This window comes from Actinomyces glycerinitolerans, from assembly GCF_900098745.1.
GTDB classification, from domain to species: domain Bacteria; phylum Actinomycetota; class Actinomycetes; order Actinomycetales; family Actinomycetaceae; genus Actinomyces; species Actinomyces glycerinitolerans.
Genome location: NZ_FQTT01000009.1, coordinates 33,305 through 56,407, shown reverse-complemented (window position 1 = coordinate 56,407; position 23,103 = coordinate 33,305). Strand labels below are relative to the sequence as shown.

Sequence of the window (23,103 nt, the reverse complement as noted above, 5' to 3'; positions counted from 1 at the left end):
ACGGGCCCTGTACCATGCACGCATGTCAAAGCATGTGGCCGAATACAGGGCCCGTGACCGGAGCTGAGCGGACGACTATGCGATCTTGACCAGCAGATTGTCCACGCGCAGCGTGAGCTCGGACGAATCTGCCTTCCCCGAGGTGAAAGTGATGATTCCAACCGACCCCGGGTCAGCCAGCGCGGCCTCCTCGTCGGTGACCTCGATTCCCCAGTCCTGGGGCTCCTCGACCTCACCAATCCAGGCCTTGATCCGCAGGTCCGTGGAATCCGCCCCATCCGCAACGAACCGCATATGAAGGACCTGACCCGCACTGTAGTTTCCACTCACACGAGCGGTGCCGAGCGCAGTCTGCGTCGCACCGACCCTCTTAGAGAGCGTCATCAGCACACTGCCCGTTGGAGCAATGTCGAATTGCACCTGGTAGCGTCCGGCCGAGTTGGCGCGGGCCACGTAGGTCACATAAGCCGCAGCCCCAGTGGGCATCTGGTCAAGAACGAAATCGACGGTGGAGTCGGTGGAGGTCGAGTCAACGACCGGCGACGACACTGAGTTCGCCGTACCTGCACCGGTCATCGTCATCAGGCCGACCGATCCGTCCACCGACATACGGCTCACACCGTAGTTGGCAGTCCATACAGCCCCGGAATCCGTCGTACCCCAACCCCTGGTGGTCTCACGCGTGAACGAATCGGAGATGAGCACGCCGTCCGCCATTTCGCCCTGTTCGGCGGGATCCTGTTCCGGCAGTTCACCTGTAGTGCCTAGGGTGTGGTGAGAGGCCACTTGTTGGGCGCTCAGCACCTTCCCGTAAACGGCGACTTCATCGATCGCCCCAGCCAAGTAACCACTCGAGCCCGCATTGGGTAGTCCCGAGTTAGTGTCGCCGCCGATGCGCCAGTACCCGTTGTAGGACTGGCCGGAGGTCATCGCGGCATCCGCGGCTACGGCCTCGCCATCGACGTACAGCACCGTGCCCGAGGCGCCATCGGTGGTGGCCACCACGTGGTGCCAGGCGTTGTCGTTGTATCCCGCCGCCGAGGAGACGACCCGGGTTGAGCCGGGGTAGAGCATGTAGCTGATCGTCCCGTTGTTACTCAGGTAGATCATGCGATCTTTGTTCTGGCCGTCGCGGTCGTTGCGGGAGGAGAATCCGACGATCTCGCCACCGCTGCTACTGCTGGTGCGGAACCAGGCCTCGACGGAGAACGTCGACGGCGCGGCGGATGCCGCGGTCTGCGCCGCCCAGGAGCGGAACCGACTGGTTGAGGAGAAGGAGGCTGCGGCCCCTCCATCCCACACGCCCTGCACGCCGGTGGTGTACCGGCTTCCGCGATAGGTCAGATCCGTACCGCCGATAATGTCGGCGGCCGTCGTTGATCGCGTGTCTTCGTCCAGGGGCCAGTAGTTGGTAGCGCCGTCGAGAGTCACCTGCTGGCCGTATAGGGCCACCCCGTCTCCGGAGGCTGCGGTCACGGTGACCCAGTCCGAGCGGGTGGCCGCCCCGTACGGATCGGTGACGCGCACGACGTACTGGTGCGTGGATCCGGGATCGACCGAATCGGTCACCGTCAGGGTCGGCAGTTCCCAGAATCCCGCGGTGACGTCATGCGTCCAGATCGGTTCACTGTCCAGGCTGTCGCGGTATACGGCGTATGAGAGGGTCTTGTCGTCGCGGTCCCAGTTCGCGGAGAAGCTGAGACGGACCACGCCGGCGGTCGGGCTGCTGACCGTCACCTGGTAGCTGCCGCCCTTGTTCACGGGCCCCTGCTGGTTGGGAGCGATGTCCCGGCGTGCGAAACGGGTCAGGCCCTGCTGGGACTCGCCGTTGACGGCGGTGAACTCGCCTCCGAAGACGATGTACTCGTCATTGCCCTCCACCGTCCAGGTGGCCTGGCCGAGTCCGGTGTAGGTGCCCGGGGTGAAGTCGGGGTACCAGTTGAGGTTGGTGGTACCCGGCTGGCCACCGAAGTCGAAGTACCCGGACGCGGTATTCGTGCCCACGGTCCCGGTGGCGTAGTTGGCGTAGGCCAGCGCGTAGTGGTAGTTGGCCGTGTTGTTGGGGAAACCGCCGATGTTCGAGCAGTCGTGCCCGTGATTGGCCGCGTATACGACGTCACCGCTGGGGAACACGTCGTAGGAGTCTCCGTGGCAGTCGGCGATGTAGTCCACGTCCCCGGTCGTCCAGTCGGCGCGGAACACGCCCTCCAGGTTCCCCTGCGCACGGCTTTGCGTGTAGGCGGCGCCGTACAGCCCCTGTTCGTCCGCCTTCAGGTCCATGATGCCGCCGTAGGTATTGCCGGACTTGACCACGGAGGTGAGGTTGTTCTGACGCACGCTGCCGTCCTGTTCCAGGATGGCCATGCCGTAGCCGGGGTTGGTAGAGCCGTTGACCGAGGTGAACGAGCCGCCGATGGCCACCCCGGTGCCGTTCGGCTCGGCGGCGATCGTACGCACGCTGAAGTCGGGGATGTTCGCCTTTAGGTCAAGAAGCTTCTTGGTCGTCAGATCCACGGCCGCGAAGCGCAGGCGCTCCTGGTTGTTCACCTGGGTAAAGGCTCCGCCCACGTATAGCGTCGATCCATCGGCCGACACCTCCACGGCGAACACCTTGGCGTTCGCCGCAGCCGTGAGGGGCTTGCGCTCGGCGGTGACGGGATCTATCGCGGCGACCCTCCACACGGTCTCGCCGTTCACCTGGGAGAAGGCCCCGCCGATGAAGAGGCGGGAGCCGTCGGGCATAGCCGCAATCGACTGAATCGCTCCGTTGGTCTGCGGAGCCCAGTCCAGCAGATCACCGGTGGCGATGTCGTAGGCGAGAGCGTTGGTGCGGGTGACCGTGGAGTCGGAGCCCGCCGGTCGGACGGTGGTGAACTCGCCGACGACGTACACGGTACTACCGACGACCACCTGATCACGCACGACCCCGTTGACGACCTGTGGGGTCGGGAGCGCATCGGCGGAGACGGTGTCCGGCAGGACTTCCGCGGCATCACCCTCCGCTGCCTGAGCCGATGTTGAGGCCATTACCGGCAAGGCCACCAGCAAAGATGTGACCAGCAGCGCCAAGGCGCGGCGAAGCAGACCGACGTGTTTCACACAACCTCCAGAGTTGGGCGGGGAGAGACGGGCCGGCAAGTCTCGGCAAGGCGTCCCGCCGGGTCCCGTCGAAGATGAAGTATGGCCACATAAAACGCCGTACGGGACCATTTCGTAACACGATCACGTCCGACCGCTCCCCAACCGATATGTTGAGACGCTTTCGACTCCAAACCGTGATTTTAGGAGGTGGGGGCGGCACCCTGGAACACCGCCGCCCGACTCTGCGCCCCCAAGTCGACCACGATACTGATTTTTCCGCGTAGTTCCTGCGGAACCACGAAGGCCATGTCGATGGTCACGGCCTCGCCGGAGGCCAGCGACGCCGGGATCTGGTCCGAGGCCGAGAGCATCTGTGACGCGGGAATATCCTCCTCACCCGCTGCCACCGTGACCACGAGTCCTGCAAGTGACAGCTCATCGGTGCCGGTGTTCGCCACCGTGACGGGGATGATGATGCCGTCGCCGGAGACCTCATCGGGAAGCGCGGCGTCGAGATGCCGACTGCTCAGCTCGCCGATGGCCACGGTGACGGAGTCCTCGAGCGCGACCGCCTGCGTCAGCTCAACCGGGTCGAGCCAGTCGGCACTCATGTCGCCATCGGCGAGCGCCTGGTCCTGATCATCCGGGGCCGGCGACGGGATTATGGCACCGGTGGGAACCGCGGCGGGCCTTGCCGTGGACTGCGTCGGCGCGGCGCTGGATGCGGCCGACGCATCCGCCGATGTGGTGTCCGTGGAGTTTGAGCATGCGGCCACCATCAGGAGGGGCAGAATCAACGCTCCGGAGTAACGAATCATCTTCACGGGCTAAACAGTATAGGAATGCGGGTGCATGTACCGTGTGAACCTGCGCCCCGTCCCGAGTCGCTCAAGGAGTTGAGTATGTACCTTGCCCACCTTCTCCCCGCGCCGCACCGGCACCCCTGGCGATGACGGATTCCCGCATGCACGCCACGGTCGCAATCCTCACCTTCCACCGCCCGGAGCAGGTGTGCGAGACGGTGCGGCTGGTCCACGCCCAGGCCGCCGCCGCCCCGCCGTGGTGCGAAGTCGACGTGCTGGTCGTGGACAACGATCCGGCCGCCTCGGGTAAAGAGGCCGTCGAAGCGCTGGGGCTGGCGGGGGTGCGCTGCGTGGTGGAACCGGTTCCGGGCATCTCCGCGGGTCGTAACCGTGCGCTGGAGGAGGCGTCGGCCGCGGGGCGCGACCTCCTGCTGTTCATCGACGACGACGGAACGCCGGTATCCGGCTGGCTCGAGGGCATGCTGGAGCGCTGGCGGGAGACGGGTGCGGCCGCCGTCGCCGGCTGGGTCGACACCCGCTACCCGACTCGTCCCTCCCCCTGGATTCTCGCCGGGGGCTTCTTCGAACGCAGTCGCTTCCCCGACGGCTCCGAACGGCCCGCGGCCGCCTGCGGGAACCTCCTGCTCGACCTGCATCAGCTCGGCGATCTCCGCTTCAGCACTGCACTGGGATTGTCAGGTGGAGAGGACACGCTGCTGACCCGCACGCTGGTGGCACGGGGCGGGCGCATTGTCTTCGCTCGGGATGCGGTCGTCGTCGACCACGTGGCCACCGAGCGGGTTACTCGCCGCTGGGTGCTGGCCCGCCAACTCAGCCATGGCAACACCTCCGGCCTGCTCGACCTGCACTTCGGCACCGGCCCGCTGGCACGAGTACGCGTGCTGGCAGGCGGCGCGGGCAGGGTCGCCGTCGGCCTGACGCGCGCCGGCTGGGGAGCCTTACGCCGCGACCTGCGCACCGACGCACGGGGCTGGCGCTTGGCCGCTCGCGGAGCCGGCATGACTCTGGCCGGCCTGGGGCTGTCATGGAACGAGTACGCGCGTTCGCCCCGGCCGCTCAGCCGATTGGTCCGGGCGCCCCGTTCCCTCGCCCCAGGTTCCTTCCGCCGCGAGGAGGGCACACGATGACCATGAAATCATTGCTCAGACGGCCTGCGGACGCCCTCCTCGGCCCCGTGATGGGATCGGTGATGAGTGTGCGTACGCGTTCTCGTCAGGTGGTGCTGACGTTTGACGACGGTCCCCTGCCCGGCAGCACCGAGCCGCTTGCCACCGTCCTGGCCGATCACAACGCGCAGGCGACCTTCTTCATGCTGCTCACCCGGGCGCGACGCAGCCCCGGTCTGGTCGGTGAACTCGTCCAGGCGGGTCACGAGGTCGCGTTGCATGGGCTCGATCACCGCCGGGTCACCACCCTGCCCCGCCACGACCTCGCCCCCTGGCTGCGGGACGCCCGCGCCGAACTGGAGGACATCGCCGGCGTGCCGGTGCGCTGGTTCCGGCCGCCCCACGGCGCGCAGTCCCCGCGCAGTCGGCTGGCCGCGTCGGCGGCGGGGCTGACCACTGTCCTGTGGTCCGGCACGACCTGGGACTGGAAGGACGTCTCCCACGAGGAGCGCGTCGCGCGCGCCATGCGCGACGCCGTCCCCGGGGCGATCCTGCTCGCCCACGATGGTGCCGCCGACGCCTCCGATCTGGCGACGGAGGAAGCCGTGGGCGGGGTCGACAAGGTGGCGTTGCTGTCCGAGGTGCTCACGGGCCTGGAGGAACGCGACCTGTCCGCGGTGTCACTGGGAACGGCGCTGACCACCGGCACCCCGGTCCGTCGGCTCAGTTTCTCGCATTAAGGCCGACCGCAGCCCGAGGCCGCCATGCCGACCGATCGTGTTCAGGACTCGAACAGGCTGGTCACCGAGCCGTCGTCGAAGACGGCCTTGATGGCACGTGCCAGCAGCGGCGCGATCGGCAGCACGGTCAGGGAGTCGAAGCGCTTGCCGGGGACGATGGGAAGGGTGTCGGTGACCACCACCTCGCGGGCGCCGCAGCCCGACAGGCGCTCGACGGCGGGGCCGGAGAGCACGCCATGGGTGGCGGCGACGATCACATCCTTGGCGCCGGAGGCCAGCAGCACCTGCACGGCCTTGGCGATGGTGCCGCCGGTGTCGATCATGTCATCCACGAGTACGCAGGAGCGTCCCTCCACGTCGCCGACCACGCGGTTGGCCACGGACTCGTTCGGCCGGGTGACATCGCGGGTCTTGTGGACGAATGCGAGCGGCACCCCGCCCATGGCGTTCGCCCAGCGCTCGGCGACGCGGATGCGTCCCGCGTCCGGGGAGACCACGGCGGCGTTGGCCACGTCGATGCGGCGGCGGATGTAGTCCACCAGCACGGGTTGGGCCCACAGGTGGTCCCAGGGGCCGTCGAAGAACCCCTGCTCCTGGCTGGAGTGGAGGTCCACGCTCATGATGCGGTCGGCGCCGGCGGTCTTGTACAGGTCGGCGACGAGCCGGGCGGAGATGGGCTCGCGCCCCAGGTGCTTCTTGTCCTGCCGCGCGTAGGGGTAGAAGGGGGCGACCACGGTGATGCGCTTGGCGGAGGCGCGCTTGAGCGCATCCACCATGATGAGCTGCTCCATGATCCAGTCGTTCACCCGGTCGCCGTGGGACTGCATGACGAACACGTCGCAGCCGCGCACGGACTCGTTGAAGCGCACATAGGTCTCACCGTTGGCGAAGTCGTAGGCCGTGGAGGAGAGCACCTCGGTGCCGAGTTCGGAGGCCACGTCCTGGGCGAGCTGCGGGTGGGCCCGGCCCGAGACGATGACGAGCCGCTTCTCGCCCTTGGTGATGATGCCGGTCATGACGTGGTTCCTCTCTCGTGGCCGGTGCGGTCCGGATTTCTGGGCTCGGACGGTGGGAAGAGTCGGTCAGGCCGGTCTTCCGGCGGCAGGCAGGTCCGATCCGAGCAGACTGAAGGGGGCGACGACGGCGCCCGCCGGGATGTCGGCGTCCGTCAGCACCGAGTACGGTCCGACGACGGCGCCCTCACCGATGCGGGTGGCGCCGCGCAGCAGGACGCCGGGCTCCAGCCGAACATCGCGGGCGAGCTCGACGGTGACGTCCACCCAGGTCCCCGCCGGATCGACGACGCCGACGCCCTGCTCCATCCAAGCCGAGAGGACGCGCCGGTTGAGTTCGGCGCCGAGCGAGGCGAGCTGGGCGCGGTCGTTGCAGCCCTCGACGAGCCAGTGGTCGGTTACGGCCAGCGCGGAGGTGGCCCGTCCTTCGCGGTACGCGTGGGCGACGACGTCGGTGAGATAGACCTCGCCCTGGTCGTTATCGGTCCCCAGAGTGGCCAGGGCCCGGCGCAGGTGGGCGGCGTCGAAGACGTACACGCCGGCGTTGACCTCGTTGACGGCGAGCTGAGCCGGGCTGGCATCACGCTGCTCGACGATTCCGGTCACGGCCTCGGCGTCGTCGCGCAGGATGCGCCCATAGCCGGTGGGGTCGTCCAGCACCGTGGTGAGCACGGTTACGGCGTCGTCGTGCTCGGCGTGCTGACGCACGAGCGCCCGCAGGGTGGCGGTATCCAGGAGCGGAACGTCGCCGCTGGTGACCACCACCGGTCCGACCAGGTCCTCGGGTAGGGCCGCCAGCCCGCAGGCGACGGCGCGTCCGGTACCGGGAATCTCATCCTGGTCGGCGGGAAGGGCGTCCGGGGCGAAGTCGGCGAGCTCGGCCACGACCGCGTCGCGCTGGTGGCGCACCACGACCACCAGGTGCTCCGGCTCGAGCCCGCGGGCGGCCACGACGGCGTGCTCCAACAGACTGCGCCCACCGATGCGGTGCAGCACCTTGGGCAGAGACGAGCGCATGCGGGTGCCCTTGCCGGCGGCCATGACGATGACGGCGGCGGGGGAGGTGGAAGCCACGGGTCCTCTTCTCAGTGGATCTCAAGGTGAGGCTCAAGGCCGCTGGCGGCCCGGCGATGCCATCCTACGTCGCCCGCCGCCAGGCCCCAACCCGATCCGCGCACCGTCTATTCAGCCGGCGCGACTGCGTGGCGTCGTGCCGGCTCGGTTCCGCCCCCAGGATTCGAACCCGGCTCTCAAGGCTCCAAAGGCCTGCGTGCTGCCTCTACACCAGGGCGGAAGAGCGCCCGTGGCCGACCGTGCGGCCGGGCGCCGGCATAGTTTCTCATACTCTCGCCGCCGCTCCTTCCGCATCTCGGCCTCGCAACCGACCATTGCACATTGACAACGTAGTTGCCTGCATCCGTTAGCTGCCTGCTAGCGTGCGTCTCGCTATCGACCACGCGATTGCATAACACATACACGCCGCTCAGGATGCGACAGGAGGACCCGATGATCGAGGTTCGAGACCTGGCACACGCCGAAGCCCAGGCAGGTTCCGGCGCCCCGCTCACTGTCTCGACCCAGCCGGGACAATTGCTGGTATTGATCACAAGCTCACAGTTCGGATCCGTCGGCACAAGCGGCGTCCCGACGGGCTGGGAGTACTCCTACTCCAACGGAACGAACAGTCTGGGCCGGTCCGGCTTCATCGCCTGGACCCGGGCCTCTCGGCCCGGCGATGTAACCGTTTCCCAGTGGTGGGGCGGCGTATCTACCAACGCCTCCCGCCAACGTGGACTTCTGCTCGCTGTTTCCGGGGTTGCCCCCGACTCGATTCCCACTGTGACCGGTTGGACCGCAGAAAAACCCGTCACCCCCACTCCAGGGTTGCTAATCACCCAGCAGCACGCGACCAAGTATTCGATACTCAACGCTTTCACGGTACCTGATGCGCAGGTTGCCTACGCCGGCCAGGCCAGCACCACATCCGCATGGTCATCTTTGCGAGTGTTACTCACTTCTCCATCAGGCGGCAACATCATCGAGACACCGACCCAGGCCACCACCGTGTGGGCGGCGGTCGAGCTACAGCCCGCACAAGCCTCAGCGATGGCCGTGAGCGTGTCAGTGCGCGGCGCCGATGAGCGAACGATCTCCACTACTCAGACCGCTCTGAACGAGCCGACGAGCTTCAACGTAGAATCATTGGTCTCACGTACGGACGGCTGGATGATCGCCCATCGCGGCGGATCGGCGGACTGGCCGGAGATGAGCCTGCGCGCCTACAGCGAGTCCGTCTCCAGGAACGTTCCAGCCCTGGAGTTCAGCTTTAACCTCACCTCCGATGGCGTTCCCGTGGGGGTTCACAACAAGAATCTGCAGGCGGTCGACCCCAGCGCCCCCAGTACCCGCGTATCCCAGATGACCTGGGCCGAAGTACGCCGATATACCACCATGGGCGAACCCTTCATCCGGCTCGACGACCTGCAGGCCGCCTATGGTGACGACCACGTCCTCTTCATCGACCCCAAACACAGCGGCGCGGCTCACCAAACCTACCTGCCGTGGCTGGACCCCGACCACACCATTCTCAAGTTCTCCGGTGATGCGACCTGGCTGGCCGACATCTGGCGCGAAGCAGGCTTCCGAACGTGGGGCTACGCGTACGAGGAGCACATAACCAGCGGCGAAGCCGCCACCTGGGCACCCCACTGGGATCTGTTCGGAGTCCCCTGGTATGCAAGCGAAGCCGCCTGGCAGACCGCAGCTGGATATGGCGTTCCCCTCATCGGCCACATCTGCAATAGCCAACAAGCACTGGATACCTGCATTAGCCATGGCGCGATCGGCGCCATGTGCGCAAAAATCGACGAGATGGTGATCCAATGAAAGCATCGCTAGCGACCACCCGAGGTCACGCCCCGGGCACACCAAGCATGCAGCTCTCACTGAGCCGACGCCGCTTCGGCCTGATCATCGTCGGCAGTACAGCGATGACTCTCGGCCTCCATTACACAGCGCCGTCGGCACACGCCGCCGCTGCGGAGTTGATCGTCGGGCCTGCAGCTGTTATGAACGGCAAGACGGTGCTGCGTGTGGCGACGAACTCAGCCGGCGTCGACCTGCTGACCAGTACCGGTGCTTTCAAAATGGCCCCCATGGGCTACACGCCCGGGAAGATCCGCCTGCTGTCGCTCAGTCGCGGACTCGGTCTGCGCCCGTTGAGCGAACAGCCCGCGGTGATTAGCACCACCACGGACGCATCTCTTACTGCCGCCTTCGCCGTCTTCGACGGGGTCACAGGCAACGGCGATGTTGAGGTGCTCTTCCCTGGGCTGAGCCTGATCGAATCGGTGCCCGTGGCGACCTCGAGTCAGGCACCATTCTCACTCGCCTGAACACCGGTCGCGATGGGGATCACCGCCCATTCCACCCCACAGACGCGGGACCGTGGCTAACCTGTTACGCTGACAGCGGCCCGAAGACGCTCACAGTGGCTTACCGCATCCCGAGTGAGCAGCGGCCATGACGGGAAGGGTACTCATGAACCGCGATGGAACGGACGGCACCAGCGCCCTGTTTTACAGGTTCGCTCCGCTATGGCTGGCACACCTTGCGCTTGGCGTCGTCGTCGGTCTCATCGTGGCCTCGACCGCCGCACCCGTCTACACCTCTACGGCAAGTGCACTCGTTGCCGCCAACGCCAGCGACGGCAGCCGCAGCGTCTCCTCCGCGAGCACGATCATCAACGCTGTCATGCCCACGATCGTCCAGCTGAGTACCTCGGCGTCGGCGCTGTCCGAGGTCGCACAGGCCACCGGACTCGATGAGTCGGAGGTGAAGCAGGCGGTCTCGGTGTCGAGTTCCACCAACAGCCTGATCATCAACGTTTCTGCCACCGCCACATCCGCCGAGACCGCACAGGCGATTGCAGAGGCGGAGGTGACGGCGTTGCGCCATATTGTCTCCGAGCTGTCGGTCAGCCCTCAGGAGGAGACCTACCTGACCCTGACGGATGTAGACGCCGCCTCGCTACCCACGGAGCCATCTGGTCCCTCGCGGGTTCGCTACGGCGTGTACGGTGGCGTTGCCGGGGCGGCAATCGGCCTGGTGGTCTCGTTGATACTCTTCCGCAGCCGTACGAATAACGCCGACGACGACGGCGCCGACCAGGACCCGCCCCCCGACCCCGAGGCCAGCCGGATTTGAGGTAACCCGCCGGCCGCACGGATTCCCCCGGCCAGGACGAACGCACCTCAGCCCCTTAACCACGCAACCGCATCGTGTTAGAATGCATGCGCCCGAAGTTAGGGGAACATCATGCAACGGCTTACCCTGCCCCTCATTCTGTTGCTCACGCTCACGCCATTGATTCTCACCTATCCACCTATTGCTGTGGCCGCGCCAACGACAAGCATCATCTACGTCAGCGCCTCAGCGAATAATGAACCCGCGGACGGCACTGCTTCACGCCCCTTCCAAACCATCGCGGACGCGCTCAAGCAGGCCGAGCCGGGCGACACGGTGGAGGTTGACAGCGGCACTTACCGTGAGGGCGAACTGGTCCTCAACGGAGTCACGCTCAAGGCCAAGAATGGGACCAAGCCCGTTCTTACCGGCACCGAGGCGCTGGCGCGGGCCGACTTCACTGGCCAGAACGGCATCTGGACCAGCAAGCGCACTGATTTCGTGCGGTTCAACCAGGACGCCTCCACAAATCCCAAGAAGGTGGACGGCGATATGTCTCGCTTCCCAGAGGCCGTGTTCTTCGTTGGAACCGACGGAACCGTCGAAGAGCTGACCCAGGTGGACCACCCTGGCGAGGTCAAGCCGGGGACGATGACCTTCTACGTCAGGGACCTGGCCGCTGAGGAGAACCCTGCCATCGCCTCCCGGTTGGCAAACTCTGACAGCGACTCCTCCTGGGTGCAGGGGCCGCACACGGGCGCACAGTACGTCCTGGGCTCCGACCCTGGCGACAATACGGTCGAGATCATCCAGCACGGCCGAGCCCTCACCATGACCGGCAACGGCGCAGCGGTGATGGGCCTGACGATCAGCAACTACGCGCCGATCCAGTCGTGGAGCTACGTCGAGCCGGTCTGGGGCACGAATGCCAACGCCACCATGGTCTTCAACGCTTCAAGCAACTCCTACATCGATGACGTCACCTTCTCCGGCTCACAGGCCGGACCTGCACTTCATATCTCTGACGCTACCGACGTCACCGTAACGAACTCCAGCTTCACCGGCAACGGTTCCAATGGCGCCGGGGCTAATCGAGCACATCGCCTATTCATGTCCGGGAACACCTTTAGCGATAACGGCGCGAAGAACTTCATCACCGCCGGATGCGGAGCGTACTGCACAGCGGCGGACCTTAAGATCACCCACACCAATGCTGCACGCATCGAGTCCAACGCTTTCGATCGCTCGCAGACTCGCCTGGAGAACTCTGACGATCCTTTCGACGCCTCGGACTTGACGATGAATCACGAGCGCCAGACCGCGTTCAGCGCACTCTGGCTCGATGAGGGTGTTATCAACTCCACGATCGTCGCGAATTCATTCGCCAACATCGATCAGGCCGCCATCTTCGATGAGATCGGCCAGGACAACGTCATCGCATCCAACTTGATTCAAGGCTCCAAGACGGGGATACAACTCTCCGGCAGCGCACGGGACAAGGTCTGGAACAATACGATCGTTGGTACCATAGACCCGATCTACGTGCGCGAGGACGGACGCGTCGACGCATGCAATCTGTCGGCCGAGTGGGAGACCTGTCCTGCCACGTACACGGAGAAGTGGAGTGCGGGACAGTACAACGGCGGAGACACTAGTAAACCGATGCCGTGGGACTCCCTGGACAACGAGCTAATCAACAATGTTATCGCATCGAAGCCGCGCACCGCCTTCACCAGTCCCAGCGCTAACAAGAATCATCGCTATATGAACATGATCCTGGTCGAGGCCTCCAGAAACCTGCGGCGCTCGGGCGAGGCGGAGGGAAGATTCGCGGGCGTAAACGAACAGCTCTCCGAGTCCGACTACAACGTATTCGTCCGGCCAGAGACAATCGATCCCGCAACGGGATCCGACTTATACCTGACCAACTTCGGTATCGGACCCGATTCCTGGGCCGTGTCCGAGACACTCAAGCAGGAATCGCAGGCGCAGGGCCTGACGATTGCTGGCAAGGACACCCACTCGCTCGACCTGCGCGCCGATCGCGGCGACTCTCCGATCTTTGTTCGTGAGACCAGCACCATCACCGACTACAGCGGCGACTACCGGATTCGCGATGGCTCCCCGGCCGACGGTTCGGGCAAGCCACTCAGCGCAGTAGTCGCCTCAGCCCTGGGACTCCCAACAGGAACTACGGTAGACCGAGGCGCTCTGGTGAACGTGGCTTGGAATACCTCCTCCACCGATCTCGGCAGCAACACGCATCTGAGCGACGGCATCTGGGGCGAGCACTTCGAGACCGTGATCAGCGGCGGCTGGGGCACATCCTGGTCGGTCGACCCCGCGGTCCGCTTCACCAGCGGCACAGGCAAGTACGGCATCATAGCGATGGACGTCGCCGGCACTGGTTCGAGTGCGACGGTCCGCAATTACAGCTCTACGACCACACGTGTCAACGCCTACTTCACCTTCGCCGAGAACGGAGCGGGAGGTAGAACCTACGTCTCCATCGCGGCCCGCGGCATGGCCGGTGTAGCTGACTCGTACTATGTCAAGACAGCCCTGGACAACGGTAAGCTGTCCGCATCCCTGATGAAACGCATCGGCAGCGAGGAGACCACGCTGGCAACGATCCCGGTAGAGGGCACGTTCAGCCCGGGGATGCGGGTGAATGTCATTGTCGAGGCGGTTGGGACCTCGCCTACCACGCTGCAAGCCAAGGTTTGGTTGGGAGAGACTTCCGCGCCCACCGAGTGGGATGCCACGGCCACCGACGACGACCCCAGGCTCCAGCGCCGCGGCGTCGTCCGCATCAACACCTACCTCTCGGGAAGCGCCACCTCAACCGGGCAAGCGCTGAAGGTCGCCGTGCTGAGTGTGGAGGATGAGACCAGGGTCCAGCCCTGAGCACCGGCGAGCTGGGCCACGGCCCGCACGGGGGTCGTGGATTCGACCTGCTGCGGCGTCTCAGCGTGCGTAGGGCGCGGTGCGCGGCCCCAGCAGCGTCGCCCGCAGGATGCCGCGGCCGCCCGCGGCGCGGTGCTCATGTTGCGCCCGCTGCGCCTGACGGTCCGCATCCTCGCCTCGGGATGCCAGGGCACAGGCCGAGCCGACCAGCCACAGCGCCGTACCACGCGCCGTAAACTCCAGGCGCCGCCGGGCACGCCGCCAGCCGCTCGTGTCCAGCAGTCGCACCCAGGCCCAGGTCTCGGCGTTACGACGGGCCCGGGTGAGCACCCACTCGCGGCTGGTCCGCTCGGAGGGAACGGTCTCGGAAACCACAGCCGCGTCGCACCAGACGAGTGCACCGGCGCGGGCGGTCAGCGAGCGGGTGAAGAAGGTGTCCTCCCCGCCGGTGAAGGCGAAGCGCGGATCGAATTCGAGTCCCAGGCGGCGCACCACGGTCATGTCCAGCAGCAGGTTGTTGGTGGCGGCACTGCGCATGGGCGTTCCCGTAGGGCGCTGCACCCTGCGGAATACGGGAGCCGATGCCACCCACGGATCCGGCTGCTGCTCAAAGACCGACTCCACTGGCCCCGTCACCCCGACCGCGCCAGTGTTCCGGTAGGTCGCCACCAGTGCGGCGAGCCAGCCGTCGCCCGGCAACTCGTCGTCGTCGATGAAGACCAGCAGATCGCGCTCAGCGGCCTCGCTCAGGGCACGGTTGCGCGCCGCAGACAGCCCCGGGGTGGGCTCCACGACCACATGCACGCGCCCGTCCTGACCGACCCCGCCGGCATTGACGAGACGCTCGCGGGCCGACCCCGCGGCATCGTTATCCACGATCACTACCCGCGCATCGACCTCCTCCAGGTCCTGCAGTTGCGAGAGCAGCTGCGGCACCAGGCCGGCCACCCGTTCGGGGCGCTTGTAGGTGCACACCGCCACGTCAAGGGTGAGCGGGTCTGCGGGCATGGGGAACTCCCAACGGATCACGGGAGTAGTCCACCGACGTAGACCACTCGTGAATAGTCTCGGCATAGTATCATCGCCCCCAAGTACGCGGTCTCGCTGAGACGCTCCCCTTGGTTGCGACCACAACCATCCAATCGGACCCCGGTTAAGAAGATACGGCTGGCATGACTAACCTCTCCTCCACGGCAGTCATAGTCGTCAACTACGGATCGCACGAGCTGCTGGAGACCAATCTCGTCCCCCTTTCCGCCGACGCTTCCCCGAGTACCGGGACACCTCGGATTGTGGTCGTAGACAACGCGACGACCCCCGCCGAGCGGGCAGCCGTGACCGCCCAGGCCCAGGCCCACGGCTGGCTGACGGTACTGCCCGACGCCAACCTCGGCTTCGGCGCCGGCGTGAATCGAGGCGTACGAGCCGCACTCGACGCCGGCGCCCAGACGTTCGCCATCCTCAATCCGGACGCGACCATCGCCCCCGATCAGCTCGCCGCGCTCGTGGCGCATGTAGAGGCGGACCCCATGACGCTCGTCGCTCCCATGATCGTCGACGATGTCGGCAGGCCCGTCTTCTACGGCTACCGCGTGGACCTGACCGACGGCGCTACCCGGTCCCCACGCACCACTCTGATCCCGGGGCACCGTCACGCGGAATGGCTGACCGGCGCCTGCTTCGCGGTCTCCCGCCGGCTGTGGGAGGCGACCGGTGGCCTGGCGGAGGACTACTTCCTGTACTGGGAGGACGTCGACTTCTCCCTACGCGTACTGGCCGCCGGCGGTCGTCTGCTCAACGACACCGACATCGTCGCCCGCCATGTGGAGGGCGGAACCCAGCGCCCCCGCCGAGACGCAACCGGCAGCGAATCGGCGGACCCCGCCGGCGCGGCCGACACCGAGTCGCGGGAACGGCCGGGCGGGCAGCGGCACTCGGCTACCTACTACTACTGGAACGTCCGCAACCGCCTGCTGCTGGGTACGCGCTGGGCGCGCCGCGGAGAACTGGCCCGCTGGGTGCGGCGCACCCCCCAGGAGTCCTGGCGGATCCTCCTGCGCGGCGGCCGCCGTCAGCTACTGACCCATCCCACCACCACCCTGGTGCCCGCCGTACGCGGGGCGATCGACGGGCTGCGTCTCGTCCACCGGGAACGCTTCACCCCACGAGAGAGGCCCAATGACTGCTAGCTCCACCGCGTGGCCCGACCGGCTGCGCATCGCCATGCTCGGAACCCGCGGTGTGCCCGCACGCTACGGGGGCTTCGAGACCGCCATCGAGGAGGTAGGCCGTCGCCTCGCCGCACGGGGCCACCGGGTACTCGTCTACTCCCGCAACCCCGACCCGGACACGCCCCTGCCCCGCATGTATCGCGGCATGCGGGTGGTGGAGCTGCCGGCGCTGAAGAAGCGCTCCCTGGAGACGCTCTCCCACACCGCACTGTCGGTGCGGCACCTGCTGCCGCGCGTGCACCCGGACGTCGCCATCGTCTTCAACGCCGCCAACTCGCCCTTCCTGCCGGCCCTGCGCGCCGCCCGCATCCCCGTGGCCACCCACGTGGATGGCCTGGAGTGGCGGCGCGGCAAATGGGGTCCCACGGGCAGGCGCTACTACCGGGCGGCCGAGGCGCTGGCGGTGCGCTACTCGGACGCGCTGATCGCCGACGCCCAGGGCATCGCCGACTACTACGCCGAGGAGTTCGAGGCGGACACGGACCTGATCGCCTACGGGGCCCCGCAGGTCGCCGTCGGCACCGACCGGCTGGCCGACCTCGGGCTGCAGGCCGGCGGCTTCCACCTGGTGGTGGCCCGCTTCGAGATCGAGAACCACGTGGACGTGATCGTCGACGGCTACGTCCGCTCGGGGGCACGACTGCCACTCGTCGTCGTCGGCTCAGCCCCCTACGCGAATGAGTACACGGCCCGCATCGAGCAGCTGGCCGACTCCCGCGTCCGCCTACTCGGCGGGGTCTGGGACCAGGAACTGCTCGACCAGCTGTACGCGGGCGCGCTCGTCTACTACCACGGCCACTCCGTGGGCGGCACCAATCCCTCCCTGCTGCGCGCCATCGGCGCCGGGGCCGCCGTGGACGCCTTCGACGTCTCCTTCAACCGGGAGGTGCTCGGTGACGCCGGACGCTACTGGGCCACGGCCGCCGACGTCGCCGCCCTGGTCGACTCCGCGGAGGCCGACCCGGACGCGCAGGCGCGCCGCGGGGAGCTGTCCCGCGGTCGGGCCGCCCTGTACGACTGGGATCAGGTGACCGACCGCTACGAGGCACTGTGCCGCCGCCTGGCCGAGCAGGGCCCGCGACACCGGCGCCCCTCCGGACGGCGAACGGGGGCATTTCCCGCATGAGCGTTCCCACCTCATCCCGCGCCGGCTCACCCCTGGTGCTGGTCGCCCACCCCTCCCCGGATCTGTATGGCTCCGACTGGCAGCTGGTGGAGACCATCACCGGACTGATCGAGTCCGGCTACCGCGTCAACGTGGCCCTGCCCGAGGACGGTCCGCTGGTGGGCGTACTCGAGGGTGTGGGGGCGCGCGTCGCCGTCGTCCCCTTCACGGTGCTGCGCAAGGCGCTGCTGAGTCCCCGCGGTCTGGCGGGCCTGGCGGCGCGGGCGCCCGGCGAACTCGCCCGGCTGCGCGGCCTGATCAAGGCCTGCGGCGCCGACGCGCTTTTGGCCAACACCGTGACGATCCCGTGGTGGCCGCTGGCGGGACGTGCAGCCGGCGTGCCGGTGCTGTCACACGTGCACGAGGCCGAGGACACCCAGAACCTGCTTATCCGCGCGGGTCTGAACGCGCCACTGCTCGCCGCCACCCGGATCGTGGCCAACTCCGAGGCCGCCCGGCAAGCGCTGCTGTCCGCGCAGCCGCTGCTGGCAGGGCGCACCCGGGTGGTGCACAACGGCGTGGCGGGCCCGCCACAGCCGCCCGTCCCGCTGCATGAACGCGCTCCCCACGCACCGCTGCGGATTGCCATGGTGGGCAGGCTGTCCCCCCGCAAGGGCGTGGACGTGCTGCTGGAAGCGGTCGCGCTGCTGCGCGAACGCGGTATCGACGCCTCCCTGGAGGTGGCCGGCTCGATCTTCCCGGGATACGAGTGGTACGAGGCGCAACTGCGCGAGCGTGCCGCCGCACCGGACCTGGCCGGGCACGTCGACTTCCTCGGCTATGTGCATCCGACCTGGCCGGTGCTCGACCGGGCTGATGTCGTCGTCGTGCCCTCGCGGCAGGAGCCCTTCGGCAATACGGCCGTGGAGGCCATGCACGCCGCCCGTCCGCTGGTCGCCTCGGGCGTGCAGGGCCTTAAGGAAGTCGTAGACGACGGCGTCACCGGCCTGCTCGTGCCCCCGGATGACCCCGCGGCGCTCGCGACTGCGCTGGGCAGGCTCGCCGCCGCCCCCGACCTCGCCGCCCGCCTGGCCCGGCGCGGGGAGCAGGAGGCACGGGCACGTTTCAGCGTCGCCGGCTACCGGGCTGCCATGACCGCGGTGGTCCGCGATCTCACTCGTAGCTAAAGACCGATCCTCGTCATGCGTAGAGGCCGCGCGGCAAGGCTATACAGGAAGCCTGGTCGCACGAGCGGGCGGGCTGTCTCGACTTACGTCATGTCATCCGCGGCGCAGTTCCAGATACCACTTGGGCAGTGCCAGCGTCACATAGCCGGCATGTCCCAACAACATGAGCCCGTACACCCACAGGAACACCACGGGCGCGAAGCGCAGCACCAGCACCAGGCACATCAGCCCGTAGTCGGTGGGCACCGACAGCAGCGACTTAAGCACGCCCGCGCGGCCCTCATCCTTCGCCAGCGGGGTGCCGCCGGCGTAGCGCAGCTGGTAGGTGAGGATGTAGCTGAAGAAGTGGATGTTCTGCACCGCGCCGAAGGCCAGCGGCACCAGCAGCAGTGCCGGGGTCGACAGGTCGGCGAAGCCGAACAGGCCGATGGCGATGGCACCGTGGATAGTGGACAGCTTGATCACGTCGGCCACGTGGTCCAACCACTCCCCCGCCTTCGAGCCGCCATGGCGTAGACGCGCCAACTGGCCGTCCGCCGAGTCCAGGGCATAGCCGAGCATCAGCAGCAGGGATGTGGCCACACAGGCGAGCACCGAGGGGCGCCATACGGCCAGCAGCACGATGCCGGCGTAGGTGCAGCAGGCGGAGACCGCCGTGACCTGGTCAGGCGTCATGCCCAGCCGGTGGGCGATTGCGGCGAGTACCCGCCCCACGGGCCGGTTGATCAGGCGGGAGTACAGCGGGGCACCCGCCTTCGCCTTCTGCGCCGATGCCAAGGCATGAATGTTCTCCCGGATTGAGGGGCGAGGACTCGTCTGGGACGCGGATGCGCTCATCCAGAGCTCCAATCAGTAGTACAACGACATAACAAGTTAGCACGCCCCGCGCGGCGCCGACTCCGGCCGAGGCCGGTAGTTCCCGGCGTGCTACTCCGCCGTGGTCGGGACGTCGCGCAGAGTGGGATTGGGAGTCATGGCGCGCAAGCCGTTCCAGGCGAGGTTGACCATGTGAGCGGCCACCTCTTCCTTGCTCATCGCCGGGTTGTCCAGCCACCACTGCGCCGGCATCGCCACAATGCCGACCAGCATCTGCGCGTACAGCGGGGCGGTGCGCGGATCGAGCCCATGCGTGGAGAACTGCTTGGCGAGCAGCCCCGACACTTGGATCGCGACGTCGGCCAGCAGGGTGGAATAGGTGTCCGAGCTGTGGGTGTTGGTGGCGGACAGGATGCGGAAGCCGTCGGAGGATTCCTCGATGTAGGTGAGCAGCGCCAGCGCGGCGCGCTCGACGATCACCGAGGCGGACGAGGAGGACTTGAGCGCCTGCGTGATCGTGGTGGAGATGGCGGTGAGTTCGCGGTCCACGATGACGGCGTACAGGCCCTCCTTGCCACCGAAGTGCTCATAGACCACGGGCTTGGACACCTTGGCGCGGTTGGCGATCTCCTCGATGCTGGTGGCCTCGAAGCCCTTCTCAGCGAACAGCGCTCGGGCCACGGTGATCAGTTGCTCACGCCGTTCGGAGGCGCTCATCCGGGTTCTCTTGCTGGCCTTGCTGCTCATAACTGCTCGTTGGGTGTCTGCGTCTTGCAACTCGGGTATGCCGGGGCGTCCGACAAGGCGTTGCGCGCGCAACGCCTGGGCATCGGGGACAAACGACGGCTTTCGGCTTCCTCCTGCTTCAAAGTGAGCCTAACACGGCGCGCCTGCGAAGCCCCTGTCGGCGGCACACGCGGGCCGTTTCACCCCGACCGGCATTGCCGGGCACCAAGGACGCCCCTCGGCGGCACTGGGCGCACAGGGGACCGCCGCACGGGAGCCGCGAGTATGGCGCCCGGGCGGGCGGTTCGGCTTGCTCGACGCCGCCGACGGCCGCCCACGCACCCGGCGTCGCCCCGGAATCCAACACCACAACCCCCGAAGCTGGAAGAGCTGGTTTGGGCCCGCCCGGGACTGTCCAACTCGACGGCGACCAGCACAGCTGGTTTGGGCCCGCCCGGGGGCTTGCGGCTCTGCCCGGCGCCCGCACCCGTCCCGGCGCCCGCACCTTTCCCGCTCCCCTACTCGGACCGCGTCTCTTCAGTTGGACCGCGATTCTGCGGTTGGACCGCTCAAGAGTGCGTCCGGGGCGGTCCAAGCAGAGCCCGGCGGTCCAAGTACAGCTGGGCCGTCCAAGTACAGCTGGGCGGTCCAAGCGGATGCGGGCCAGTCGGTCGAACCGCGAGCCGCCACGCACCCCAGACGCCGCCCCAACCCCCGCCTCCACACCCGCAAACCGGAAGATCCGCATTAGCACCGCCGAATAATCATCCAACCAGGCCCTCGAGCGGACACAAATCGTGACCGTACGTTATAAAAAAGTTGCTAAATGTGACGCACGACGCTCATATACCGCCAGAAACAACGAGTCCGCCACGCTAAAAATCTCAGTAATGTCACGGCGGCGTCGCCGCCATAATCAATTCTTTACTTTTACACCCAACCCCGTTCAGACCTCCACCCAACCCGGCACACCCACCCCAACACACCCCACAAACCGCATCATCACGCCGCTTACCTCCCAAGCCCTTGAAGCACCCCGCCGCCACCTCCGCCCCGAACACTAGCTTCACGCCGTCTCTTTCTGTGCATCTGTTCACGTTCATACCCAACGGCCTCGCGTAGGTAGTAGATTCGGTGGGGACATCGACGAATAAACCCGCGCCCAGCGCCTAACCCGGCGCCCTCGCAGGTCATTTCAGCGGTCCTTCCGCTCCGTCCTCTCACGCGTCTTCCATAAGCAACCGCAAACATCCTTGGAGTCGTCTTGGCCAGCCCGACCAGCCCTTCGTCTCGACCACAGTCCGCCGGGCACGACGACCAGAACCCGGACTCCGCGCGGATCCTGCCGCGGCTGACGTCACCGCTGTTCACCGACTGGCCGACCATGCGCCAGGATCTGCTGTCCTGGATCATGCTCAGCGACCTCACGGCCGTGGTGCTTCCGGTATGGGTGGCGCTGATCAGCCTGAGCTGGGGGGCATCACGGCTGCTGCTGACCGCGCTCACCGGTATCTTGATGGTGTCACTCACCTGGGCGTCGGGCGCACTGGGCGTCGATGTTGTCGACCAGGCACGCTCGGGCGGCGAGCGGGTAGCCCTGGCCACTCTGATCACCGCGCCCGTGGCACTTCTTCTGGGGCAACTGCTTACCCCCGGCCTCCCCGCCGGGTCGGTACTGGCGCCACTGGCCACGCAGTTCGCGCTAGCAGTCGTCGGACGCACCATCGAAAGCAATTGGTTGCGCACCCGCCGCATGGAGGGGCACGGCCTGCGCCGCACGCTCATCGTGATGGGACCGGGCGCCGAGCCGATTCTGCGCGATCTGCGCTCTCACCCCGGAGACGGCTTCCTCGTCGTCGGCTACGTCTCCTCCAGTACCAACCACTCCCGAGCCGCCGCTCGCCTGGGCGACCAGGACGCGATCAACGCGATGATCCGCGCCGAGCACATCGACGTCGTAATGACGCTCGGAGGAGTCGGCCCGGAGGATCTTGTAACCCTGATGCGTGGCCTGACCTCGACCGGTGCGCGCCTGGTGGTCGCCCCCGGTCTGCAGGACGTGGTGCCCGGACGCATGCGCGGGCTACCCGTCACCCACGGCTGGACGGGTCTGATCGACGTGAGCCTGCGCCGCACGCGGCTGCTCGCCAAGGAGGTGTTCGACCGCGTCGCCGGCAGCCTCCTGCTTCTGATCGCCTCCCCGATCCTGGCCGGAGCCGCACTGGCCGTACGTTTGGACTCCCCCGGCCCCGCCTTCTACACCCAGACCCGGGTCGGGGCGGGCGGCAAGCACTTCACCCTGTGGAAGCTGCGCTCGATGTACACCGATGCCGATGCCCGCCGCGCCGCCGTGGTGAGCGCCGGTGGTGACGTCGGCAACGAGGTGCTGTTCAAGAACCGCACCGACCCGCGTATCACCCGGGTGGGTCGCTTCATCCGCCGCACCTCCATCGACGAGCTGCCGCAGCTGATCAATGTGGTGCGCGGGGAGATGAGCCTGGTCGGCCCACGCCCGGCACTGCCCAGTGAGGTCGCCGAGTACGACGCCGAGGCCCGCCGACGGCTACTGGTCAAGCCCGGTCTTACCGGCCTGTGGCAGGTGTCGGGCCGCTCCGACCTGTCCTGGGACTCGACGGTCGCGCTGGACCGCCACTACGTTGAAAACCGAGGCGCCCGCCTGGACGCCAGCATCTTCCTGTCAACCTTCAAGGCCGTCGTCGGCGGCAAGGGAGCGTACTGATGATCACCGGCTACGTGCCCGGCGGCTTCGACATGCTGCATATCGGACACCTCAACATCCTCACCGCGGCCGCCACCCGCTGCGACCGTCTGATCGCGGGCGTCGCCACAGACGAGTCCCTCAAGCGCATGAAGGGGCGTCCTCCGATCGTGCCGCAGGATGAGCGCATGGCACTGGTCGCCGCACTGCGGGTGGTCGACGCCGTCGTCCCCGACTTCGATCAGGACAAGCGCCTGGCCTGGAAGCGCGAGCCCTTCGACATCCTGTTCAAGGGCACCGACTGGCAGGGCACGGAGAAGGGCGACCGACTGGAGCAGCAAATGGCGGAGGTCGGCGCGACCGTCGTCTACCTGCCCTACACGCCCACCACGTCCTCCAGCATGCTGCGGCGCATGCTCACACAGGAGATCGCCACGCACTCGGGCGCAACCGGCAGGTGAAG

At 67.0% G+C, this 23,103-nt stretch carries 18 protein-coding genes and 1 tRNA gene; 11 read left to right on the top strand and 8 right to left on the bottom strand.

Translation table 11 applies throughout. From position 1 onward, the window contains the following. Positions 1–75 precede the first annotated feature (75 nt). Positions 76–3,099: a LamG domain-containing protein gene (locus ACGLYG10_RS04425; protein ID WP_073328314.1), complete on the bottom strand. Its 3,024-nt coding sequence runs from the start codon at positions 3,097–3,099 to the stop codon at positions 76–78. A 182-nt stretch (positions 3,100–3,281) separates the two neighbouring features. Then, positions 3,282–3,905 (bottom strand): hypothetical protein, encoded by a 624-nt coding sequence (locus ACGLYG10_RS04420; protein WP_139240828.1) that lies wholly within the window; start codon positions 3,903–3,905, stop codon positions 3,282–3,284. A 140-nt stretch (positions 3,906–4,045) separates the two neighbouring features. On the opposite strand from ACGLYG10_RS04420, the gene ACGLYG10_RS04415 reads away from it, so the two are divergent. Both ACGLYG10_RS04415 and ACGLYG10_RS04410 read left to right on the top strand, forming a co-directional pair. Continuing rightward, positions 4,046–5,032: a glycosyltransferase family 2 protein gene (locus tag ACGLYG10_RS04415; protein ID WP_073328312.1), complete on the top strand. Its 987-nt coding sequence runs from the start codon at positions 4,046–4,048 to the stop codon at positions 5,030–5,032. Continuing rightward, complete coding sequence (locus ACGLYG10_RS04410; RefSeq protein ID WP_170866455.1) at positions 5,029–5,751, top strand: polysaccharide deacetylase family protein; 723 nt, start codon at positions 5,029–5,031, stop codon at positions 5,749–5,751. The genes ACGLYG10_RS04415 and ACGLYG10_RS04410 overlap by 4 nt, the downstream gene beginning before the upstream one ends. A gap of 41 nt (positions 5,752–5,792) precedes the next feature. Here ACGLYG10_RS04410 and ACGLYG10_RS04405 read toward each other — a convergent pair whose 3' ends face one another. The 3 genes from ACGLYG10_RS04405 to ACGLYG10_RS04395 all read right to left on the bottom strand — a co-directional run bounded on the left by ACGLYG10_RS04405 (position 5,793) and on the right by ACGLYG10_RS04395 (position 8,058). Further along, positions 5,793–6,767: a ribose-phosphate diphosphokinase gene (locus ACGLYG10_RS04405; protein WP_073328309.1), complete on the bottom strand. Its 975-nt coding sequence runs from the start codon at positions 6,765–6,767 to the stop codon at positions 5,793–5,795. A gap of 66 nt (positions 6,768–6,833) precedes the next feature. Continuing rightward, on the bottom strand, positions 6,834–7,838 hold the full coding sequence (locus ACGLYG10_RS04400) for a bifunctional UDP-N-acetylglucosamine diphosphorylase/glucosamine-1-phosphate N-acetyltransferase GlmU (protein WP_073328307.1): 1,005 nt from the start codon (positions 7,836–7,838) through the stop codon (positions 6,834–6,836). A 148-nt stretch (positions 7,839–7,986) separates the two neighbouring features. After that, positions 7,987–8,058, bottom strand: a tRNA-Gln gene (locus ACGLYG10_RS04395). A 212-nt stretch (positions 8,059–8,270) separates the two neighbouring features. Between ACGLYG10_RS04395 and ACGLYG10_RS04390 the strand changes: the two genes are divergently transcribed. The 4 genes from ACGLYG10_RS04390 (at position 8,271) to ACGLYG10_RS04375 (ending at position 13,856) form a co-directional block, all read left to right on the top strand. After that, entirely contained in the window at positions 8,271–9,650 is a 1,380-nt protein-coding gene (locus tag ACGLYG10_RS04390) for a glycerophosphodiester phosphodiesterase (protein ID WP_073328304.1), read from the top strand. A 47-nt stretch (positions 9,651–9,697) separates the two neighbouring features. Then, positions 9,698–10,159 carry a hypothetical protein gene (locus tag ACGLYG10_RS04385; RefSeq protein WP_139240824.1) on the top strand — a complete coding sequence of 154 codons (462 nt, stop codon included), beginning with the start codon at positions 9,698–9,700 and terminating at the stop codon, positions 10,157–10,159. Between the two features lie 145 nt (positions 10,160–10,304). Continuing rightward, on the top strand, positions 10,305–10,970 hold the full coding sequence (locus ACGLYG10_RS04380) for a YveK family protein (RefSeq protein ID WP_073328300.1): 666 nt from the start codon (positions 10,305–10,307) through the stop codon (positions 10,968–10,970). 111 nt (positions 10,971–11,081) lie between these two features. Next, the gene (locus ACGLYG10_RS04375; protein ID WP_083565502.1) at positions 11,082–13,856 is read left to right on the top strand and encodes a right-handed parallel beta-helix repeat-containing protein; all 2,775 of its coding nucleotides are present in this window, start codon (positions 11,082–11,084) and stop codon (positions 13,854–13,856) included. A 60-nt stretch (positions 13,857–13,916) separates the two neighbouring features. Here ACGLYG10_RS04375 and ACGLYG10_RS04370 read toward each other — a convergent pair whose 3' ends face one another. Continuing rightward, positions 13,917–14,864: a glycosyltransferase family 2 protein gene (locus ACGLYG10_RS04370; RefSeq protein WP_073328296.1), complete on the bottom strand. Its 948-nt coding sequence runs from the start codon at positions 14,862–14,864 to the stop codon at positions 13,917–13,919. A 164-nt stretch (positions 14,865–15,028) separates the two neighbouring features. Here ACGLYG10_RS04370 and ACGLYG10_RS04365 point away from each other — a divergent pair, with 164 nt between their 5' ends. From ACGLYG10_RS04365 to ACGLYG10_RS04355, 3 genes are read left to right on the top strand one after another with little or no spacing between them, the layout of a single operon-like run. Next, positions 15,029–16,045 (top strand): glycosyltransferase family 2 protein, encoded by a 1,017-nt coding sequence (locus ACGLYG10_RS04365; protein ID WP_073328294.1) that lies wholly within the window; start codon positions 15,029–15,031, stop codon positions 16,043–16,045. Next, on the top strand, positions 16,035–17,213 hold the full coding sequence (locus ACGLYG10_RS04360) for a DUF1972 domain-containing protein (RefSeq protein WP_073328292.1): 1,179 nt from the start codon (positions 16,035–16,037) through the stop codon (positions 17,211–17,213). Before ACGLYG10_RS04365 ends, ACGLYG10_RS04360 begins: the two co-directional genes overlap by 11 nt. Further along, the gene (locus ACGLYG10_RS04355; RefSeq protein ID WP_073328290.1) at positions 17,210–18,379 is read left to right on the top strand and encodes a glycosyltransferase family 4 protein; all 1,170 of its coding nucleotides are present in this window, start codon (positions 17,210–17,212) and stop codon (positions 18,377–18,379) included. The genes ACGLYG10_RS04360 and ACGLYG10_RS04355 overlap by 4 nt, the downstream gene beginning before the upstream one ends. 93 nt (positions 18,380–18,472) lie before the next feature. On the opposite strand, the gene ACGLYG10_RS04350 is transcribed toward ACGLYG10_RS04355, so the two are convergent. After that, a complete protein-coding gene (locus ACGLYG10_RS04350) occupies positions 18,473–19,216 on the bottom strand; it encodes a CDP-alcohol phosphatidyltransferase family protein (RefSeq protein ID WP_073328288.1) in 744 nt (247 codons plus the stop codon). A 90-nt stretch (positions 19,217–19,306) separates the two neighbouring features. Continuing rightward, positions 19,307–19,942, bottom strand: coding sequence for a TetR/AcrR family transcriptional regulator (locus ACGLYG10_RS04345; protein ID WP_073328285.1), 636 nt, complete (start codon positions 19,940–19,942; stop codon positions 19,307–19,309). 1,243 nt (positions 19,943–21,185) lie between these two features. On the opposite strand from ACGLYG10_RS04345, the gene ACGLYG10_RS04340 reads away from it, so the two are divergent. Both ACGLYG10_RS04340 and ACGLYG10_RS04335 read left to right on the top strand, forming a co-directional pair. Further along, on the top strand, positions 21,186–22,661 hold the full coding sequence (locus ACGLYG10_RS04340) for a sugar transferase (protein WP_244542576.1): 1,476 nt from the start codon (positions 21,186–21,188) through the stop codon (positions 22,659–22,661). Beyond that, the gene (locus ACGLYG10_RS04335; RefSeq protein WP_073328280.1) at positions 22,661–23,101 is read left to right on the top strand and encodes an FAD synthase family protein; all 441 of its coding nucleotides are present in this window, start codon (positions 22,661–22,663) and stop codon (positions 23,099–23,101) included. The genes ACGLYG10_RS04340 and ACGLYG10_RS04335 overlap by 1 nt, the downstream gene beginning before the upstream one ends. Positions 23,102–23,103 lie beyond the last annotated feature (2 nt).

What these genes read in the sequence shown, in the direction of transcription:
- ACGLYG10_RS04415 (WP_073328312.1), top strand. Translation starts at nt 4,046, where the DNA reads ATGCACGCCACGGTCGCAATCCTCACCTTCCACCGCCCGGAGCAGGTG.
- ACGLYG10_RS04410 (WP_170866455.1), top strand. Translation starts at nt 5,029, where the DNA reads ATGACCATGAAATCATTGCTCAGACGGCCTGCGGACGCCCTCCTCGGC.
- ACGLYG10_RS04405 (WP_073328309.1), bottom strand. Translation starts at nt 6,767, where the DNA reads ATGACCGGCATCATCACCAAGGGCGAGAAGCGGCTCGTCATCGTCTCG.
- ACGLYG10_RS04390 (WP_073328304.1), top strand. Translation starts at nt 8,271, where the DNA reads ATGATCGAGGTTCGAGACCTGGCACACGCCGAAGCCCAGGCAGGTTCC.
- ACGLYG10_RS04385 (WP_139240824.1), top strand. Translation starts at nt 9,698, where the DNA reads ATGCAGCTCTCACTGAGCCGACGCCGCTTCGGCCTGATCATCGTCGGC.
- ACGLYG10_RS04380 (WP_073328300.1), top strand. Translation starts at nt 10,305, where the DNA reads ATGAACCGCGATGGAACGGACGGCACCAGCGCCCTGTTTTACAGGTTC.
- ACGLYG10_RS04375 (WP_083565502.1), top strand. Translation starts at nt 11,082, where the DNA reads ATGCAACGGCTTACCCTGCCCCTCATTCTGTTGCTCACGCTCACGCCA.
- ACGLYG10_RS04370 (WP_073328296.1), bottom strand. Translation starts at nt 14,864, where the DNA reads ATGCCCGCAGACCCGCTCACCCTTGACGTGGCGGTGTGCACCTACAAG.
- ACGLYG10_RS04365 (WP_073328294.1), top strand. Translation starts at nt 15,029, where the DNA reads ATGACTAACCTCTCCTCCACGGCAGTCATAGTCGTCAACTACGGATCG.
- ACGLYG10_RS04360 (WP_073328292.1), top strand. Translation starts at nt 16,035, where the DNA reads ATGACTGCTAGCTCCACCGCGTGGCCCGACCGGCTGCGCATCGCCATG.
- ACGLYG10_RS04355 (WP_073328290.1), top strand. Translation starts at nt 17,210, where the DNA reads ATGAGCGTTCCCACCTCATCCCGCGCCGGCTCACCCCTGGTGCTGGTC.
- ACGLYG10_RS04350 (WP_073328288.1), bottom strand. Translation starts at nt 19,216, where the DNA reads ATGAGCGCATCCGCGTCCCAGACGAGTCCTCGCCCCTCAATCCGGGAG.
- ACGLYG10_RS04345 (WP_073328285.1), bottom strand. Translation starts at nt 19,942, where the DNA reads ATGAGCAGCAAGGCCAGCAAGAGAACCCGGATGAGCGCCTCCGAACGG.
- ACGLYG10_RS04335 (WP_073328280.1), top strand. Translation starts at nt 22,661, where the DNA reads ATGATCACCGGCTACGTGCCCGGCGGCTTCGACATGCTGCATATCGGA.